Origin of the sequence: Streptomyces sp. NPDC059787, from assembly GCF_042732315.1 — a bacterium.
Taxonomy (GTDB): domain Bacteria; phylum Actinomycetota; class Actinomycetes; order Streptomycetales; family Streptomycetaceae; genus Streptomyces; species Streptomyces atrovirens.
In genome coordinates, this window is record NZ_JBHWHX010000005.1 from 87,168 (window position 1) to 105,265 (window position 18,098).

Below are 18,098 nucleotides of genomic sequence, written 5' to 3' on the forward strand. Positions count from 1 at the left end.
CCGGCCCTGGTGGGATGTTCAAGGGCGAACGTTAGGTATCCACTCATGCTGACCATCCTCGGCTTCGCCATGATCGCGACCTTCCTGGTCCTGATCATGATGAAGAAGATGTCGCCGATCGCGGCGCTCGTGCTGATCCCCGCGCTGTTCTGCGTGTTCGTCGGCAAGGGCGCCCACCTCGGTGACTACGTCATCGACGGCGTGTCCAGCCTCGCGCCCACCGCGGCGATGCTCATGTTCGCGATCGTCTACTTCGGTGTGATGATCGACGTCGGACTCTTCGACCCGATCGTCCGCGGCATCCTCCGGTTCTGCAAGGCGGACCCGATGCGGATCGTCGTCGGCACCGCGCTGCTCGCCGCGATCGTGTCGCTGGACGGCGACGGCTCCACCACCTTCATGATCACCGTCTCGGCGATGTATCCGCTGTACAAGCGCCTGAAGATGAGCCTGGTCGTGATGACCGGTGTCGCCGCCATGGCCAACGGCGTGATGAACACCCTCCCCTGGGGCGGCCCCACGGCCCGCGCGGCGACCGCGCTCAAGCTCGACGCCAGCGACATCTTCGTCCCGATGATCCCGGCCCTGCTGGTCGGCCTGCTGGGCGTCGTCGTCCTCGCCTACGTGCTCGGTCTGCGCGAGCGCAGGCGGCTGGGCGTGCTGACGCTGGACGAGGCGCTGGTGAAGGAGGAGGCCGAGGAGAACGAGACGGTCCTCGTCGGCGCGGGCGGCGGCACCGGTACCGATTCGGGCAAGCGCACCGGCGGCTCCGGCTCCGGCACGGACGCCGACGGCGACGCCGAGGACGACGACTTCCAGGGCCTCGACCCGAACCGCCCCACCCTGCGCCCCAAGCTGTACTGGTTCAACGCGCTGCTCACGGTCGGCCTGCTCACCGCCATGATCATGGAACTGCTGCCGATCCCGGTGCTGTTCCTGCTCGGTGCCGCCCTCGCGCTCTCCGTCAACTTCCCGCACATCCCCGACCAGAAGGCCCGGCTCGCGGCCCACGCCGACAACGTCCTCAACGTCTCCGGCATGGTCTTCGCCGCCGCCGTCTTCACCGGCGTCCTCCAGGGCACCGGCATGGTCGACAGCATGGCCGAGTGGATGGTGGACGTCATCCCCGAGGGCATGGGCCCGCACATGGCCCTCGTCACCGGCCTGCTGAGCCTTCCGCTCACCTACTTCATGTCCAACGACGGCTTCTACTTCGGTGTCCTGCCCGTCCTCGCCGAAGCCGGTGCCGCGCACGGCGTCTCCCCGCTGGAGATGGCCCGCGCCTCCCTGGTCGGCCAGCCGCTGCACATGTCCAGCCCGCTCGTCCCCGCCGTGTACGTCCTGGTCGGCATGGCCAGGGTCGAGTTCGGCGACCACACCCGGTTCGTGGTGAAGTGGGCGGCCATGATCTGCCTGCTGATCCTCGCGGCCGGAATCCTGTTCGGCATCATCTGACCGTCCGGACCCGTCTCAGGAAGGACCCGATCATGGCGCCCGGTGGGAACCGCGGCTGGCTGCTCCGCCTCGTCATCGCCTTCGGCTTCGCGCAGGGGGCGGTGTCGATGGCCCGGCCCGCCGTCTCCTACCGGGCGCTGGCACTGGGCGCGGACGAGCGGGCGGTCGGTGTGATCGCGGGCGTGTACGCGCTGCTGCCGCTGTTCGCCGCCGTACCGCTCGGCCGGCGCACCGACCACGGCCGCTGCGCGCCCCTGCTGCCGGTCGGCGTGGTGCTGATATCCGGCGGCTGCGCGCTGAGCGGCCTCGCCGGCTCGCTGTGGACGATGGCCCTGTGGAGCGGGGTGATGGGCCTCGGCCACCTCTGCTTCGTCATCGGCGCACAGTCCCTCGTCGCCCGTCAGTCCGCACCGCACGAACAGGACCGCAACTTCGGTCACTTCACCATCGGCGCCTCGCTCGGCCAGCTGGTCGGTCCCATCGCGGCGGGCGCGCTGATCGGCGCGGACATGGCACGGACCAGCGCGCTCGCCCTGCTGGCGGCGGGAGCGGGCGGCGCCGTCGCGCTCACCTCGCTGTGGCGCATAGAACGGCCCGGGGCCTTGAAGTCCCGTGAGGAACAGGGCGCACGGGTGCCGGTACGGGGCATCCTGCGCGCCCGTGGCGTACCGGCGGGCATCCTCATCAGCCTGGCCGTGCTGTCCGCGACCGACATCCTCACCGCCTACCTCCCGGTGGTCGGCGAGCACCGGGGCATCGACCCGGCCGTCATCGGCCTGCTGCTCAGCCTTCGCGCGGCGGCCACGATCGCCTGCCGGCTGGTCCTCACCCCGCTGCTGCGGCTGCTCGGCCGTACGGTGCTGCTGACGGTGACCTGTCTGCTGGCGGGGGTGCTGTGCGCGGGGGTGGCGCTGCCGGTGCCGGTCTGGGGGCTGGCGCTGATCCTGGCCGTCCTCGGCTTCTGTCTGGGTGTCGGGCAGCCGTTGTCCATGACCACGGTCGTCCAGGCCGCCCCCGCCGAGGCCCGCTCCACCGCCCTCGCCCTGCGCCTGACCGGCAATCGTCTGGGGCAGGTCGCCGCGCCCGCGGCGGCGGGGCTGATCGCGGGGGTCGCGGGTGTGGCGGCGCCGTTCGTGATGCTGGGCGCGCTGCTGTTCCTGGCCTCGGGGGTCGCCCTGCGGACCCCGGCCCGGCCGGGGGAGGGGGCCGGCGCTCGGAGGGAGCCGCGGGAGGGGGCGGGAGTGAGGGTGCGTCGGCGGGTGAAGTGAGTGGGTGCGGGTGCGGGGGCTGGGCGGGGGCTGGGCGGGGGTGGGTCACGCCGCCCGGCGTTTGCGGGGTGCCGCCGCGCCCACCCGTGCCGCCCTGCGGCACGACTGCCCGCGGTTGGCGCGCTTCGGGCGGCACGACTGCCCGCGGTTGGCGCGGTGGTGCGTCCGCAGTGGCAGGATGGCGCGATCGCGCATGAAGTACGGGCCGTACGGCGGGGGTCGGGCCGCGTCTACGAGGGGGCCGCATGCTTCTGATCGTCCTGTCCGGTGTTCTCGTCCTCGCCGTCGGAGGATGCGTCTGCGTCGTCCGGGCGGCACGGGGCGGTCCGCGCTGGGTGCGCGGAGCGGCGAAGGCGACCCTGGTGGCGGGCGAGCTGGCCCGGCCGAGCCGTTCGAACGGCCGCTCGGGAAGCGGCGACGACGGGGGCGGCGGGGACGACTGACGGGGAACACCGGCCACCCCGTCGAACGACGGGGAACACCGGTCGCCCCGTCGAATCCGGACGTCCGCTTTCTCACCTGGTGGACCGGAGCGCCCTGATCCCGCCCGGCATCTTCCCCCGGCCGCTACTTTCCGTTAGCTTCCGTGACCCATACGCCCCGTGCGACCCGTGCGGGGCGTTCCGAACGCGGAGCACCAGCGCCCTGATCCGCCCCCGGGGGCACCCTCATGACACGCGCCATCTCCCTGCACGACGTGAGCAAGGCATACACGCGAGACGTCCGCGTGGTGGACCGGCTGTCGCTGGACATCGCGCCCGGTGAGTTCCTCGTCCTGCTCGGCCCCTCCGGCTGCGGCAAGTCCACCGTGCTCCGGATGATCGCCGGACTGGAGGACATCGACGAGGGACGGCTGTTCCTCGACGGCGAGTACGGCAACGAGCTGCCCCCCTCCGACCGGGACATGGCGATGGTGTTCCAGAACTTCGCCCTGTACCCGAGCATGACCAGCCGCGACAACATCGGCTTCCCGCTCCGCATCGAGTCCCCCGGCGCCGACCCGGCCCCGCGCGTGGACGCCACCGCCCGTATGCTCGGCATCGAGGACCTCCTCGACCGCTTCCCCGCCCAGCTCTCCGGCGGTGAACGCCAGCGCGTCGCCATGGGCCGGGCCATCGCACGCCACCCCTCCGCCTTCCTGATGGACGAGCCGCTGTCCAACCTCGACGCCAAGCTCCGCAACCGGCTGCGCGCCGAGATCTCCCAGCTCACCCGGGAGTTGGGCGTCACCACCGTCTACGTCACCCACGACCAGTCCGAGGCCATGTCGCTCGGCGACCGCGTCGCCGTACTGCGCGGCGGAGTCCTCCAGCAGGTCGGCACCCCGCGCACCGTGTACTCGCTGCCGAGCAACGTCTTCGTCGCCGCGTTCATCGGCACCCCGCGCATCAACCTGCTGCGCGGCCTGGTCCGCGCCCCGCTCGACGGGGCGATGACCATCAGTCTCGGCAAGCAGTTCCTGCGACTGCCCGAACCGCTCTCCCTGGACCACCAGTTGCTGCGGGTGCAGCAGGGCCGCGAGGTCATCGTGGGCCTGCGCTCGGAGGCCGTACGGATCGCCAAGCCGTCCGCCGCGCGGACCGGCGAGGTGGTGCTCACCGGCCTGGTGGAGCACCTGGAGTTCCAGGGTCACGAGGTCCTCGTGCACTTCGACACCGGCTCCCGCCCCGCCGTCGTCCCCGACCTCGAGGCCCCGCGCCCGCGGCCCGAGCGCCCGGCCCGGCGCCGCCGCCGCGAGGGCACGGTCCTGCACCGGCTGCGGGAACGGGCCGGGGTGCTGCGCGCCGGCCCCGTGGCGACGCTCGACCGTTCCGAACAGCCGGACCCGGCCTCCGCCGAGCCCCGCGTCCCCGGCGACCTCATCGTCCGCACCACCCCCGACATCCGTCTCCGGCACGGCATGCAGGTACCGCTCCTGGTCGACCTCGCCCACCTCTTCGTCTTCGACCAGCAGGGCGAGCGGATCTGCCCGAACCCGGCACGGCTGCCCGACCTGGAGGAGTGACACGGTCGTACGGAGACCTCTGGCGCGGGAAAACTAACACCGCTAGTTTAGGACCTCGACGAACTGAGCGGTCGGACACCGACACCCCGCCCCGGAGGAAGCGCGATGAAGGCATACGACGGCATGTACATCGACGGCGCCTGGCGCCCCGCCGCCGGCCCGGACGTGATCGAAGTGGTGAACCCGGCCGACGAACAGGTGATCGCCACCGTCCCCGCGGGCACCTTGGAGGACGTCGACGCCGCCGTGCGCGCCGCCCGCGCCGCCCTACCCGCCTGGGCCGCCACCCCGCCCGCCGAGCGCGCCGCCCGCCTGGCCGCGCTCCGGGACGTGCTCGTGGCCCGGCAGGACGAGATCGCCGAGACGGTGACCGCCGAACTCGGCTCGCCCCTCAAGCTCTCGCAGGCGGTCCACGCGGGCGTACCGATCGCCGTGACCGGCTCGTACGCCGAGCTGGCGGCGACGTACGCCTTCGAGGAGAGGACGGGCAACTCGACGGTCCTCCACGAGCCCGTCGGCGTGGTCGGCGCGATCACCCCCTGGAACTACCCGCTCCACCAGATCGTCGCCAAGACCGCCCCCGCCCTCGCGGCCGGCTGCACCATCGTGGTCAAGCCCGCCGAGGACACCCCGCTGGTCGCCCGGCTGTTCGCGGAGGCCGTGCACGAGGCCGGGATCCCGGCGGGCGTGTTCAACCTCGTCACCGGGCTCGGACCGGTGGCCGGGCAGGCCCTCGCCGAGCACCCCGGCGTCGACCTGGTCTCCTTCACCGGCTCCACCGCCGTCGGCCGCCGCATCGGCGCGATCGCGACCGGCATGGTGAAGAGGGTCGCCCTCGAACTCGGCGGCAAGTCCGCCAACGTCATCCTGCCCAGCGCCGACCTGGCCCGCGCGGTCAACGTCGGCGTCGCCAACGTCATGTCCAACTCCGGTCAGACCTGCAGCGCCTGGACCCGCATGCTGGTCCACCACGACCGTTACGACGAGGCCGTGGAACTCGCCGCGACCGCCGCCGCGAAGTACGGCGACCGCATCGGCCCGCTCGTCAACGCCGCGCAGCAGGAACGCGTACGCGGTTACATCGGGAAGGGCGTAGCCGAGGGCGCCCGGCTGGTCGCGGGCGGCCCCGACTCCCCGCACGAGAAGGGCTATCACGTCAGCCCCACGGTCTTCGCCGACGTCACCCCGGAGATGACCATCGCCCAGGAGGAGATCTTCGGCCCCGTCCTGTCGATCCTGCGCTACACGGACGAGGAGGACGCCCTGCGCATCGCCAACGGCACCGTCTACGGCCTGGCCGGCGCGGTCTGGGCCGGTGACGAGGCGGAGGCGGTGGCCTTCGCCCGCCGCATGGAGACCGGCCAGGTCGACATCAACGGCGGCCGTTTCAACCCGCTCGCGCCCTTCGGCGGTTACAAGCAGTCCGGTGTGGGCCGCGAACTCGGCGCCCACGGCCTGACCGAGTACCTCCAGACCAAGTCCCTCCAGTTCTAGGGGAGTCGTATCCGCCATGGCCGTACGTGCCGCCGTTCTGCCCGCCGTCGGTGCTCCGCTGGAGATCACCGGGATCGACCTGCCCGAACCCGGCCCCGGCCGGGTCCGCGTCCGGCTCGCCGCCGCCGGGGTCTGCCACTCCGACCTGTCCCTGTCCGACGGCACCATGCGCCTGCCGGTCCCGGCCGTCCTCGGCCACGAGGGCGCCGGCACGGTCGTCGCCGTCGGCGAGGGCGTCACCCAGGTCGCGCCCGGTGACGGCGTGGTCCTCAACTGGGCGCCCTCCTGCGGCTCCTGCCCCGCCTGCGCGCGCGGCGAGGTCTGGCTGTGCGCGGGCGCCCTGGCGGGCGCCGCCGAGGTGCACGCCCGTCGCGCCGACGACGGCACCGACCTGTATCCGGGGCTGAACGTCGCCGCGTTCGCCGAGGAGACGGTGGTGCCGGCCTCCTGTGTGCTGCCCGCCCCGGACGGCGTCCCGCTCACCGACGCCGCCCTGCTGGGCTGCGCGGTGCTCACCGGCTACGGCGCCGTCCACCACTCCGCCCAGGTGCGGCCGGGGGAGACGGTCGCGGTGTTCGGCGTCGGGGGAGTGGGCCTCGCCGCGCTCCAGTCGGCCCGGATCGCGGGCGCGTCCACGATCGTCGCGGTCGACGTCTCCCCTCGGAAGGAGGAGCTCGCCCGGTCCGCGGGCGCCACCGACTACCTCGTCGCCTCCGACACCACCGCCCGGCAGATCCGCGCCCTCACCGGCAAGGAGGGCGTGGACGTGGCCGTCGAGTGCGTCGGCCGCGCGACCACCATCCGTACGGCCTGGGAATCCACCCGGCGCGGCGGACGCACCACGGTCGTCGGCATCGGCGGCAAGGACCAGCAGGTCACCTTCAACGCCCTGGAGATCTTCCACTGGGGCCGCACCCTCTCCGGCTGCGTCTACGGCAACTCCGACCCCGCCCGCGACCTCCCGGTCCTCGCCGAACACGTCCGAGCCGGCCGCCTCGACCTCGGCACCCTGGTCACCGAACACATCGCCCTGGACGGCATCCCGGACGCCTTCGACAACATGCTGGCCGGCAAGGGCGGACGGGCACTGGTGGTGTTCTAGCGTGGCCTGCGGGCGGCCTCCTCCCGGGGAACGGGGCCCACGGCCGCCTGCGCCGCCCCGTCGGCCGGGACCGGGACACCGCCACACCCGCGGGACACGGCGCACCGCCCGCTCCGGTGAGCGGTGCGCAGGTCCGGACGGTTCGCCCGGGTGGTTCAGCGGAGGGCCACCGCGTCGATCCCCAGCAGCTCGGACAGCGCGCGTTCGCCCGTCTCCGTCACCTTCACCGCCCGCTCGGAGCCGATGCGCACGCACCACCCCGTCTCCAGGGCGTGCCGGCACAGGGCGGCGCCCGCCACTCCGGCGAGATGGGGGCGGCGTTCCGTCCAGTCCAGGCAGGCACGGGCCAGCGGGCGCCGTCCGCGGCGGCCGAGGTCGATGCCCGCCGCACCGAACCAGCGCAGTCCCGCGTCGGTGAGCGCGAACCCGGTCTCCTGGAGCAGCAGTCCCCGCGCGGTGAAGGCGTCCGTGACGGCGATGCCGAGCCGCCCGGCGAGATGGTCGTAGCAGGTGCGTCCGCGGGCCATGGCCGACCCGGCGCCCGCCTGCCGCAGCGTGCGCGGGCGTTCGGCGGCACCCGGAACCACCTGCGCGGCCAGGTCCTCCACCAGTTGCGCGGCCCGTGCGTCGGCCAGCCGTACGTACCGGTGCCGCCCCTGCCGTTCCTCGGCCAGCAGTCCGCCCGCGACCAGTTTGCCCAGGTGCTCGCTCAGCGTGGACGCGGCGACCCCGGCGTGCCGGGCCAGTTCACCCGCCGTCCAGGCCCGCCCGTCCAGCAGCGCCAGCAGACACGCGGCCCGCGTCTCGTCGGCGGCCAGCGCGGCGAGCCGCGCGAGACCGGCCGCCCGGGGGTCCTTGGAGGTCATGCCCCCCAGCATGAGGCACGGACCCTTCGGCGCTCACCGAAGGGTCCTGGCTCCTGAAGGGGCGCGGGACCGTGTCGACGTACGGCCACGACAGTGCCCTGAAGGGGCGCGGGGAACTGCGCGACCAGCCACGACGGCGCCGCGGACGATCACCGAACCCTCGGCGGAGCACTCAAGCGCCGGCCCGCGCCTGCTCGTACTGCAGCGCCAGCCCGTCCAGCAGCGCCGTCAGCCCCGCCTCGAAGGCCCGCTCGTCGATCTTCTCCTGCTGCTCGGCGAGGAGATGGGCCTGCCCGAGGTGGGGGTAGTCGGCGGGGTCGTAGGCGCTGGCGTCGTCCACGAAGCCGCCCGCGAAGGAGCCGAGCGCGGAGCCCATGATGAAGTACCGCATCAGCGCGCCGATGGAGGTGGCCTGCGCGGGCGGCCAGCCGGCCTCGACCATCGCGCCGTAGACCGCGTCGGCCAGCCGCAGCGCCGCCGGACGGCGGCCGGGACCGCGGGCCAGGACCGGGACGATGTTCGGGTGGTCGCGCAGCGCGGCCCGGTAGGAGACCGCCCAGTCGTGCAGCGCGGTCCGCCACTCCCGGCCGTCCTCGAACATCGACAGGTCGACCAGCGCGCTCACCGAGTCGGCGACCGCCTCCAGGATCTCGTCCTTGGTGCGGAAGTGGTTGTAGAGCGAGGGCCCGCTCACCCCCAGTTCCGCGGCGAGCCGGCGCGTGGAGACGGCCGCGAGGCCCTCCGCGTCCACCAGCGCACGGGCCGTACCGACGATCCGGTCGGTGCTCAGCAGGGGCTTGCGCGGTCGGGCCATGGCGCACATAGTAGGGCTGCGCCTGGAAACTAGCAGTGCTAATTTAAATGTGTACGTTTCACATGGATCTCACATGGGGTGACTCGGTATGAACCTGGAGCTCAGCGAGGAGCAGGAGGCCGTCCGCCGGCTCGCCCGGGACTTCGTGGAGCGCGAGGTCGTGCCCCACGCCACCGCCTGGGACCGCGCCGAGGAGGTCGACCGCGGCATCGTGAAGAAGCTCGGCGAGGTCGGCTTCCTCGGGCTGACCGTCGACGAGGAGTACGGCGGCAGCGGCGGCGACCATCTCGCGTACTGCCTGGTCACCGAGGAGCTGGGCCGCGGCGACTCCTCCGTGCGCGGCATCGTCTCCGTATCCCTCGGCCTGGTCGCCAAGACGATCGCCGCGTGGGGGAGCGAGGAGCAGAAGCGCGCCTGGCTTCCGGGGCTCACCTCCGGGGAGTACGTCGGCTGCTTCGGCCTCACCGAGCCCGGCACGGGGTCGGACGCCGGGAACCTGTCCACCCGGGCGGTCCGCGACGGCGACGACTACGTCGTCAACGGCACCAAGATGTTCATCACCAACGGCACCTGGGCCGACGTCGTCCTGCTCTTCGCCCGCTCCACCGACGCCCCCGGCCACAAGGGCGTCTCCGCCTTCCTCGTCCCCACCGACACCCCCGGCCTGACCCGCCGCGCCGTCCACGGCAAGCTCGGCCTGCGCGGCCAGGCCACCGCCGAACTGGTCCTCGAGGACGTGCGCGTGCCCGCCTCCGCGATGCTGGGCGAGGAGGGCAAGGGCTTCTCGGTCGCCATGTCCGCCCTGGCCAAGGGCCGGATGTCGGTCGCGGCCGGCTGCGTCGGCATAGCCCAGGCCGCCCTGGACGCGGCCGTGCGCTACGCGGGGGAGCGGGAGCAGTTCGGGAAGACCATCGCCCGTCACCAGCTCGTCCAGGAGCTGATCAGCGACATCGCCGTGGACGTCGACGCGGCCCGGCTGCTCACCTGGCGGGTCGCCGACCTGATCGACCGGGGGAAGCCCTTCGCCGTCGAGTCCTCCAAGGCCAAGCTCTTCGCCTCGGAGGCCGCCGTCCGCGCCGCCAACAACGCCCTGCAGGTCTTCGGCGGCTACGGCTACATCGACGAGTACCCGGCCGGCAAACTCCTGCGCGACGCCCGCGTGATGACCCTCTACGAGGGCACCAGCCAGATCCAGAAACTGGTCATCGGCCGTGCCCTGACCGGGGTTTCGGCGTTCTGAGTACGTGCCTGAGTAGCTGAGCGGATGTGGCCGCGGCCACATCCGCCGATCCTTTTCCCCATGAGCGACACACCGGTCAAGCAGCAGAGCACGGCCGCCTTCTACGGTCAGGCCGTCGCGTCCTTCGGAGTGGCCATGGGCGCCACCGCGGTCGGTATCTTCAACCTCGAGGCCGACGCCTGGGTCCGCTCCTTCCTGGGCATCGCGGTCCTGTACCTCGTCACCTCCGCCTTCACCCTGGCCAAGGTCATCCGCGACCGTCAGGAGGCCGGGCAGATCGTCAACCGGGTCGACCAGGCCCGCCTGGAGAAGATGCTCTCCGAGTACGACCCGCTGCAGAAGCTGTGACGACGGGCGCGCTAAGCGAGCGCTCACCCTTGCCGGTATGGTGTTACCCCTGCCAGCGAATGAGGTGAGCGATGAGTACGGCGGAGGAGTCGGCCGGCGCCGAGGCGCAACCGTGGGGTGAGGTCACGCCCGACGCGGCCCGACGATTGCTGCTCGCCGCCGTGGAGGCGTTCGCCGAGCGCGGCTACCACGCCACGACGACCCGCGACATCGCGGGCCGCGCCGGGATGAGCCCGGCCGCGCTCTACATCCACTACAAGACCAAGGAAGAGCTGCTCCACCGCATCAGCAGGATCGGCCACCGGAAGGCCGTCGAGATCCTGCGCACGGCGGCCCGCGCCGAGGGCGGCCCCGGCGAGCGGCTCGCCGAAGCGGTCAGCTCCTTCGTCCGCTGGCACGCGGGCGGCCGGACCACCGCCAGGGTCGTGCAGTACGAACTCGACTCGCTCGGCCCCGACGCCCGCGCCGAGATCCTCGGACTGCGCCGGCAGGTCGACGCCGAGGTGCGCGGGATCATCGAGGAGGGCGTGCGCTCCGGCGAGTTCGACGTCATCGACGTACAAGGGACCACGCTCGCCGTGCTCTCCCTGTGCATCGACGTGGCCCGCTGGTTCAACGTCGACGGCCCCCGCACCCCCGAGGAGGTCGGCGCGCTCTACGCCGACCTCGTGCTCAGGATGGTCGGGGCCCGGGGAACCGGCCCCGCTCAGAGGTAGTAGCGGGCCACCGACTCGGCGACGCACACCGGCTTGTCGCCGCCCTCGCGCTCCACGGTGAACGCCGTGGCCACCTGGACACCGCCCGGCACCTCGTCGACGGCAGTGATCGTCGCGGTGGCGCGCACCCGCGAGCCGACCGGGACCGGGGCGGGGAAGCGCACCTTGTTGGTGCCGTAGTTGACGCCCATCTTCACGCCCTCGACGGAGATCAGCTGCGGGCCGAACAGCGGCAGCAGCGACAGCGTCAGATAGCCGTGCGCGATGGTCGTCCCGAACGGCCCCGCCGCGGCCTTCTCCGGGTCGACGTGGATCCACTGGTGGTCCCCGGTGGCCTCGGCGAACAGGTCGATCCGCTTCTGGTCGACCTCCAGCCAGTCGGTGTACCCCAGCTGCTCGCCCACCGCCGCCTTCAGGTCGTCGACGGACGTGAAGATCCTCGGCTCTGCCATGTCCCGGCCTCTCGCGTCACGTAGTAGCAGCGCATCGGTGTGCGCATGTCTAAGCAACTGCTTAGCATGGTGTGCCGGGCGGTCCCTGTCAACGACAGCCGGCCGCCGGACGGGTGGGTAGGGTCCGGGGAGTGCCCCAGATACCCGAGAAGATCCACGAACTCACGGTCGGCCAGCTCTCCGCCCGCAGCGGCGCCGCCGTCTCGGCCCTGCACTTCTACGAGGCCAAGGGCCTGATCGGCAGCCGCCGCACCTCGGGCAACCAGCGCCGCTACAGCCGTGACACCCTGCGCCGGGTCGCCTTCATCCGCGCCGCCCAGCGCGTCGGCATCCCGCTCGCCACGATCCGCGAGGCGCTCGCCGAGCTGCCCGAGGAGCGCACGCCCACCCGGGACGACTGGGCGCACCTCTCCGAGGCGTGGCGCTCGGAACTGGACGAACGCATCAAGCAGCTCAACCGCCTGCGGGACCACCTCACGGACTGCATCGGCTGCGGCTGCCTCTCACTGGAGAGCTGCGTCCTGTCCAACCCGGACGATGTCTTCGGCGACCACCTGACGGGCTCCCGCCTCCTGCCGGAGAAGGGCGAGCGGTGAGCCCGCCCCCGTGACCGCGGGCAATCGTGCCTCCCCCCGTGCCCTAAGGGCCTGGGAGACACCCTGCAAGCGCCGGCAAGCGGAACATCCCGCCCGCGCGCTCCGAAGTCAGGGGGTGCGGCATCCCCTGCGCACCCCCTCGCCCCGTTCGCTCCCCGCCTCTCAGGCCGACACCAGCAGCCTCGCCCGCCGGGCGTCCGCCAGGGCCCCGGCGGTGAGCACGGGACGCGGCACCAGAATCCCGCAGTCCGTACAGACCGGCCCCGTCGACGGCTCGTGGTCCAGGTCGAAGCGCCACATGAGCCGTTCCCCCCGGCACACGGGGCAGACCGCACCCGGCTCGCGCTCCAGCGCGGCGATCAGCCGCCGCAGCACCTCGGCCAGCGGCTCGCGCGGATGCACCCGCGGATCGTCGCACCAGGCCACACCGAAACCGCCCCAGGTCAGCCGGTGCCAGTCGTCCACACTGCCCGGCCTGCGCAGCCCGTCGTGCTTCTCCTTCCTGCGGCGGTCGGCGAACTCCACCTCATAGGCCAGCCAGACCGCCCGGGCCTCCTCCAGTTCGTCCAGTGCGGCCACGAGCCGCGCCGGGTCGACGGAGCGGTCCTCGGGATCGAACCCGGCCCGCGCGCACAGATGGTCCCAGGTCGCCCTGTGCCCGTAGGGAGCGAACCGCTCAAGACACTTGCGCAGCGAATAGCGCCGCAGTGCCAGATCGCACCGCGGATCTCGGACCTGTCTCGCCAGACTCCGGAAACCGGCCATCGTCCTGCACCTCCGTCACACCTGCACCTGTAATCCGGTCACTTCGGCGTCGTCGAACGGACGTCGCCGAATAGACGTATCGACACGCGAATCGGCTCCATCCTTTTTTCGATGGCCCCCGTCAGCCGGCCGCGGGGACTCACGGGCCAACTCCCGTGATCCCTGCTTCAGTTGTGGTCGTTCACGGGGATACCGGCGGTAACCCGCTCCGTGCCCTCCCCGTGGGGGAGCGGCCACTCCTCGTCAGCCTGAGAACTCCCGGGAGCTTCCACGGGTTCCTGAAGACCCCGCCGATATGCACGCCCGACGCAAAACGGCGGCGGGCCGCCGCCCGCCGCCGTCCCGTACCACCGCTCTCAGCGGTACAGCAGGTACTCCCGCCGCGTCCTCCGGAACCCCGCCAGCTCCTCCTGCCAGCCGGCCACCACCTCGTCCGTGTCCGCGCCCGCGTCGATCATGGTGCGCACGCGCGTGGAGCCGGTGAGCCTGTCGATCCAGTTGTCCGGACGCCAGGCGAAGCCGCTCCACGACCGCTTGGCGGTGATCAGCAGCCCGATCCCGGTCCGCACCGGATCGAACGCCTCCCGGTCGTGCACGTGCACCTGGACGCCCCCGATGGTCCTCCCCTGGAACTTGGAGAACGTCGGCGCGAAGTACGCCTCCCGGAAGCGCACGCCCGCGAGCCCCAGCGCGTTCGCCCCGGCCGCCCAGCGCCCGTCGATCCCCTCCGCGCCCAGCAGCTCGAACGGCCGGGTGGTCCCGCGCCCCTCCGACAGGTTCGTCCCCTCGAACAGGCACGTCCCCGAGTACACCAGCGCCGTCTCGGGCGTCGGCATGTTCGGGCTCGGCGGCACCCACGGCAGTCCGGAGGCGTCGTAGAAGTCCGACCGCCGCCAGCCCGACATCCGTACGGTCTCCAGCGGCACCGGCGCCGTCAGGAACTCCCCGTTGAACAGCAGCGCCAGCTCCGCCACCGTCATCCCGTGCGCCTGCGAGACGGGCTGCCGCCCGACGAACGTCGCGAACTCCTTGTGCAGCACCGGGCCCAGCGCGGCCCGCCCGGTCACCGGGTTCGGCCGGTCCAGTACGACGAACCGCCTGCCCGCGAGCGCGGCGGCCTCCATGCAGTCGAACAGCGTCCAGATGTACGTGTAGAACCGCGCGCCGACGTCCTGGATGTCGAAGACGACCGTGTCCACGCCGGACGCCGTGAAGACGTCGGCGAGTGCCTGACCGCTCTTCAGATACGTGTCGTAGACCGGCAGGCCGGTCGCCGGGTCGTCGTGACGGCCCTCCGAGCCGCCCGCCTGGGCGGTGCCCCGGAAGCCGTGCTCGGGACCGAAGACGGCGGTCAGGTCCACCCGGTCGTCGGCGTGCATCACGTCGACGATGTGCCGCGCGTCCCGGGTGATGCCCGTCGGATTGGTGACCACGCCCACGCGCCGGCCGTCGAGCAGCCCGTAGCCGTCCGCGGCGAGCCGTTCGAACCCGGTGCGCAGCCCCCGTCCGCCCCCGTGCGCAGGGCCGGAAGCGGCGGCGGCCGGGGCGGCGGAGACCGCGACCGCGGCCGTGGTGGTGGCGAGCAGGCTCCGTCTGGACAGCCTCATGCGGTGACCTCCGTGATCGTGGCGGGTGTCATGCGCACGCACGCTAGCGCGCCCGACCGTCCCGGGGAACGAACCGGACCGGCCCCGCGCGGAACACCCCTTCCACCGGGCATACCGACCGGTTAGTCTGACGCCGGTAGCCGCTGGGAGCCGCGTCGAAGGAGACCGATGGTGCAAGCCGTGCAGGGTGCGAAGGTGGTCGTCACGGGAGCCGGGGGCGGCATCGGGGCGGCGCTCGCCCGCCGCTTCGCCGCTCAGGGGGCACGGGTCGTCGTCAACGACCTGGACGCCGACCGCGCGAAGGCCGTCGCCGAGGAGATCGGCGGCCTGGCCGTGGTGGGCGACGCCTCCTCGATCGTCGCCGAGGCCCGCGACGCGCTCGGCGGGACGGTCGACGTGTACTGCGCCAACGCGGGCGTCGGCCGCGACGGCGGGGAGCCCGGCGGACCGCTCGACGAGCAGGGCTGGGCGCTCTCCTGGGACGTCAACGTCATGGCGCACGTCCGCGCGGCGCACGCACTGCTCCCCGACTGGCTGGAGCGCGGCAGCGGCCGCTTCGTCTCCACCGTCTCCGCCGCCGGACTGCTCACCATGATCGGCACCGCCCCCTACAGCGTCACCAAGCACGGCGCCTACGCCTTCGCCGAGTGGCTGTCACTGACGTACCGCCACCGCGGCGTGAAGGTCCACGCGATCTGCCCGCAGGGCGTGCGCACCGACATGCTCGACGCCAGCGGCAGCGCGGGCGACCTCGTCCTCAAGCCGACCGCGATCGAACCGGAGGACGTGGCCGACGCCCTCTTCCGGGGCATCGACGAGGACCGCTTCCTGATCCTGCCGCACCCCGAGGTGGCCGAGTACTACCAGGCCCGCGCCGCCGAGCCGGACCGCTGGCTGGCCGGCATGAACCGCCTCCAGCAGCAGTGGGAGGCGAACCGGTGACCGCCTCCCGCTACGCCGCCAAGCCCTGGCTGGCCCTCCTCACCGACGCCCAGCGCGCCCCCGTCGACCCCGCCGGCTCCCTGGTGCACGCCCTGCGCCGCGCGGTGGCCGAGACCCCCGACCGCGCCTTCCTCGCCTACTTCGACGGCCGCCTCACCTACCGCGAGGCCGACGAGCTCAGCGACTCCGTCGCCGGCCGGCTCGCCGCACGCGGCCTGGAGCGCGGCGACCGGGTGGCGGTCCTGCTGCAGAACTCCCCGCTCTTCGTCCTCGCCCTGCTGGGCGCCTGGAAGGCGGGCGCGGTCGTCGTGCCCGTCAACCCGATGTACAAGTCGGGCGAGGTGACGCACGTCCTGCGGGACGCCGACGTGGCCGCGCTGATCTGCTCCGACCGGGCCTGGGAGTCGTACCTGCGCGACACGGCCGCCGACTCGCCCGTGCGGATCGTGCTCACCGGCTGCGAACTGGACTTCCAGACCCGCGGCGACACGCGCGTGCTCACCTTCGAGCGGCTCCCGCAGCCCCCGGACGCCGACGACCTCACCACCGTCGCCCGCCAGGGCCACCCGGCCCCCGGGCACCGCGACCCCGCCCCCGGCGACACCGCGCTGATCAGCTACACCTCGGGCACCAGCGGCACCCCCAAGGGCGCCACCAACACGCACCGCAACATCATGTACAACGCCGAGCGGCAGCGCACGGGGCTCGGCCTGCCCGAGGCGCCCGTCTACTTCGCCCTCGCGCCCCTGTTCCACATCACCGGAATGGTGTGCCAGCTCGGCGCCTGCCTCAACAGCGCGGGCACCCTCGTCCTGGCCTACCGCTTCGAGCCGGGCGTCGTCCTGGACGCCTTCGCCGAGCACCGGCCGCACTACACCGTCGGCCCGTCCACCGCCTTCATGGCGCTGGCCGCCCACCCCGACGCCGGCCGCGACCACTTCTCCTCCTTCCGGGTGATCTCCTCCGGCGGCGCCCCGCTGCCGCCCGCCCTGGTGGAGAAGTTCCGGGCCGGCTTCGGGCCGTACATCCGCAACGGTTACGGGCTCACCGAGTGCACCGCCCCCTGCGCCTCCGTCCCGCCGCACCTGGAGGCGCCCGTCGACGAGGCCTCCGGCACGCTGGCCGTCGGCGTGCCGGGCCCCGACACCGTCGTACGGATCGTCGACGACCGGGGCGAGGAGGTGCCCTTCGGCGAGCAGGGCGAGATCGTCGTGCGCGGCCCGCAGGTCGTGCCCGGCTACTGGCAGCGGCCCGACGCCACCGCCGAGACCTTCCCCGACGGCGAGCTGCGCACCGGCGACATCGGCTTCGTGGACCCCGAGGGCTGGCTGTACGTCGTCGACCGCAAGAAGGACATGATCAACGCGTCCGGCTTCAAGGTGTGGCCGCGCGAGGTCGAGGACGTGCTCTACACCCACCCGGCGGTGCGCGAGGCCGCCGTCGTCGGGGTGCCCGACGGATACCGCGGGGAGACCGTCAAGGCCTTCATCAGCCTGCGCCCCGGCGCGGAGGCGGACCCGGCCGCACTCGCCGCGTACTGCAAGGAGAAACTGGCCGCCTACAAGTATCCGCGTCAGGTGGAGATCCTGCCGGACCTGCCGAAGACGGCCAGTGGGAAGATCCTCCGGCGGGAACTGCGTTCCCTGACCCACGACAACTAGCAGCGACACGGAAAGGCGGGTGGCGGCAGTGCCCAGGACGACGGACGGTGACGGGGCTCCTGTGCCGCAGCGGCTCCTGGCCGCCGCCACCCGGCTCTTCGCCGAGCGGGGCTACGACCGCACCTCGGTGCAGGAGATCGTCGAGGCGGCCGGCGTCACCAAGGGGGCGCTCTACCACTACTTCGGCTCCAAGGACGACCTGCTGCACGAGGTGTACGCGCGCGTGCTGCGCCTCCAGCAGGAACGCCTGGACCACTTCGCGGACGCCGACGAGCCGATCGAGAAGCGGCTGCGCGGCGCGGCGGCGGACGTCGTCGTCACCACGATCGAGAACCTCGACGACGCGTCGATCTTCTTCCGCTCCATGCACCACCTCAGCCCGGAGAAGAACAAGCAGGTGCGCGCCGAGCGCCGCCGCTACCACGAACGCTTCCGCGCGCTGATCGAGGAGGGACAGCGCGAGGGCGTCTTCTCCACGGCGACCCCGGCCGACCTGGTGGTCGACTACCACTTCGGCTCCGTGCACCACCTGTCCACCTGGTACCGCCCCGACGGCCCGCTCAGCCCCCAGGAGGTCGCCGACCACCTGGCGGACCTGCTGCTGCGGGCGCTGCGCGCCTGAGAACACCCCCACGTCCTGTGGCCCGCCGGCACTGCCGGGCGGGCGCAGGGAGGTTGGGGGCGTCACGGTCCACATAAGCTCGCGGCCGGGCACGGGCCGCCGGGGGACCAAGTGCGGGCCGGAGGCGGTAAACCTCGTGCGGGGC

18 protein-coding genes are annotated in these 18,098 nt (G+C 72.6%); 13 read left to right on the forward strand and 5 right to left on the reverse strand.

Annotated elements, in window-relative coordinates; genetic code table 11:
* Positions 1 to 9 precede the first annotated feature (9 nt).
* From ACFV5H_RS06590 to ACFV5H_RS06615, 6 genes are all read left to right on the forward strand, one after another.
* The gene (locus tag ACFV5H_RS06590) at positions 10 to 1,455 is read left to right on the forward strand and encodes a CitMHS family transporter (RefSeq protein ID WP_385047425.1); all 1,446 of its coding nucleotides are present in this window, start codon (positions 10 to 12) and stop codon (positions 1,453 to 1,455) included.
* A 32-nt stretch (positions 1,456 to 1,487) separates the two neighbouring features.
* Positions 1,488 to 2,723 carry an MFS transporter gene (locus tag ACFV5H_RS06595; RefSeq protein WP_385193197.1) on the forward strand — a complete coding sequence of 412 codons (1,236 nt, stop codon included), beginning with the start codon at positions 1,488 to 1,490 and terminating at the stop codon, positions 2,721 to 2,723.
* Positions 2,724 to 2,968: 245 nt separating this feature from the next.
* The gene (locus tag ACFV5H_RS06600; protein ID WP_385047419.1) at positions 2,969 to 3,166 is read left to right on the forward strand and encodes a hypothetical protein; all 198 of its coding nucleotides are present in this window, start codon (positions 2,969 to 2,971) and stop codon (positions 3,164 to 3,166) included.
* A gap of 227 nt (positions 3,167 to 3,393) precedes the next feature.
* Entirely contained in the window at positions 3,394 to 4,728 is a 1,335-nt protein-coding gene (locus ACFV5H_RS06605) for an ABC transporter ATP-binding protein (RefSeq protein ID WP_385193199.1), read from the forward strand.
* A gap of 105 nt (positions 4,729 to 4,833) precedes the next feature.
* Positions 4,834 to 6,222: an aldehyde dehydrogenase family protein gene (locus tag ACFV5H_RS06610; RefSeq protein WP_385047415.1), complete on the forward strand. Its 1,389-nt coding sequence runs from the start codon at positions 4,834 to 4,836 to the stop codon at positions 6,220 to 6,222.
* A 16-nt stretch (positions 6,223 to 6,238) separates the two neighbouring features.
* Positions 6,239 to 7,324, forward strand: coding sequence for a Zn-dependent alcohol dehydrogenase (locus ACFV5H_RS06615; RefSeq protein ID WP_385047413.1), 1,086 nt, complete (start codon positions 6,239 to 6,241; stop codon positions 7,322 to 7,324).
* A 155-nt stretch (positions 7,325 to 7,479) separates the two neighbouring features.
* Here the strand turns inward: ACFV5H_RS06615 and ACFV5H_RS06620 are convergent, their stop codons facing one another.
* Both ACFV5H_RS06620 and ACFV5H_RS06625 read right to left on the reverse strand, forming a co-directional pair.
* Complete coding sequence (locus ACFV5H_RS06620) at positions 7,480 to 8,190, reverse strand: ArsR/SmtB family transcription factor (RefSeq protein ID WP_385047410.1); 711 nt, start codon at positions 8,188 to 8,190, stop codon at positions 7,480 to 7,482.
* A 172-nt stretch (positions 8,191 to 8,362) separates the two neighbouring features.
* Positions 8,363 to 9,004 (reverse strand): TetR/AcrR family transcriptional regulator, encoded by a 642-nt coding sequence (locus ACFV5H_RS06625; protein ID WP_385047407.1) that lies wholly within the window; start codon positions 9,002 to 9,004, stop codon positions 8,363 to 8,365.
* Between the two features lie 88 nt (positions 9,005 to 9,092).
* Between ACFV5H_RS06625 and ACFV5H_RS06630 the strand changes: the two genes are divergently transcribed.
* The 3 genes from ACFV5H_RS06630 (at position 9,093) to ACFV5H_RS06640 (ending at position 11,308) form a co-directional block, all read left to right on the forward strand.
* Positions 9,093 to 10,244 carry an acyl-CoA dehydrogenase family protein gene (locus tag ACFV5H_RS06630; RefSeq protein ID WP_385047404.1) on the forward strand — a complete coding sequence of 384 codons (1,152 nt, stop codon included), beginning with the start codon at positions 9,093 to 9,095 and terminating at the stop codon, positions 10,242 to 10,244.
* Between the two features lie 60 nt (positions 10,245 to 10,304).
* Positions 10,305 to 10,592 carry a YiaA/YiaB family inner membrane protein gene (locus ACFV5H_RS06635; protein ID WP_385047401.1) on the forward strand — a complete coding sequence of 96 codons (288 nt, stop codon included), beginning with the start codon at positions 10,305 to 10,307 and terminating at the stop codon, positions 10,590 to 10,592.
* A gap of 71 nt (positions 10,593 to 10,663) precedes the next feature.
* The gene (locus ACFV5H_RS06640; RefSeq protein ID WP_385047398.1) at positions 10,664 to 11,308 is read left to right on the forward strand and encodes a TetR/AcrR family transcriptional regulator; all 645 of its coding nucleotides are present in this window, start codon (positions 10,664 to 10,666) and stop codon (positions 11,306 to 11,308) included.
* On the opposite strand, the gene ACFV5H_RS06645 is transcribed toward ACFV5H_RS06640, so the two are convergent.
* Positions 11,299 to 11,760, reverse strand: coding sequence for a MaoC family dehydratase (locus ACFV5H_RS06645; RefSeq protein ID WP_030867150.1), 462 nt, complete (start codon positions 11,758 to 11,760; stop codon positions 11,299 to 11,301). The genes ACFV5H_RS06640 and ACFV5H_RS06645 overlap by 10 nt on opposite strands.
* A 131-nt stretch (positions 11,761 to 11,891) precedes the next feature.
* On the opposite strand from ACFV5H_RS06645, the gene soxR reads away from it, so the two are divergent.
* On the forward strand, positions 11,892 to 12,356 hold the full coding sequence (gene soxR, locus ACFV5H_RS06650) for a redox-sensitive transcriptional activator SoxR (RefSeq protein ID WP_385047394.1): 465 nt from the start codon (positions 11,892 to 11,894) through the stop codon (positions 12,354 to 12,356).
* Between the two features lie 162 nt (positions 12,357 to 12,518).
* Here the strand turns inward: soxR and ACFV5H_RS06655 are convergent, their stop codons facing one another.
* Together ACFV5H_RS06655 and ACFV5H_RS06660 are read right to left on the reverse strand one after the other, a co-directional pair.
* Positions 12,519 to 13,121, reverse strand: coding sequence for a hypothetical protein (locus ACFV5H_RS06655; protein ID WP_385047392.1), 603 nt, complete (start codon positions 13,119 to 13,121; stop codon positions 12,519 to 12,521).
* Positions 13,122 to 13,477: 356 nt separating this feature from the next.
* Positions 13,478 to 14,728 (reverse strand): exo-beta-N-acetylmuramidase NamZ domain-containing protein, encoded by a 1,251-nt coding sequence (locus ACFV5H_RS06660; RefSeq protein ID WP_385047389.1) that lies wholly within the window; start codon positions 14,726 to 14,728, stop codon positions 13,478 to 13,480.
* A gap of 168 nt (positions 14,729 to 14,896) precedes the next feature.
* Here ACFV5H_RS06660 and ACFV5H_RS06665 point away from each other — a divergent pair, with 168 nt between their 5' ends.
* Genes ACFV5H_RS06665 through ACFV5H_RS06675 form a run of 3 tightly spaced genes read left to right on the forward strand, consistent with a single transcriptional unit; the run spans position 14,897 to position 17,953 of the window.
* Positions 14,897 to 15,670 (forward strand): SDR family oxidoreductase, encoded by a 774-nt coding sequence (locus tag ACFV5H_RS06665; protein ID WP_385193201.1) that lies wholly within the window; start codon positions 14,897 to 14,899, stop codon positions 15,668 to 15,670.
* Complete coding sequence (locus ACFV5H_RS06670; RefSeq protein ID WP_385047384.1) at positions 15,667 to 17,331, forward strand: class I adenylate-forming enzyme family protein; 1,665 nt, start codon at positions 15,667 to 15,669, stop codon at positions 17,329 to 17,331. The genes ACFV5H_RS06665 and ACFV5H_RS06670 overlap by 4 nt, the downstream gene beginning before the upstream one ends.
* 28 nt (positions 17,332 to 17,359) lie before the next feature.
* On the forward strand, positions 17,360 to 17,953 hold the full coding sequence (locus ACFV5H_RS06675) for a TetR/AcrR family transcriptional regulator (protein ID WP_344560471.1): 594 nt from the start codon (positions 17,360 to 17,362) through the stop codon (positions 17,951 to 17,953).
* Positions 17,954 to 18,098 lie beyond the last annotated feature (145 nt).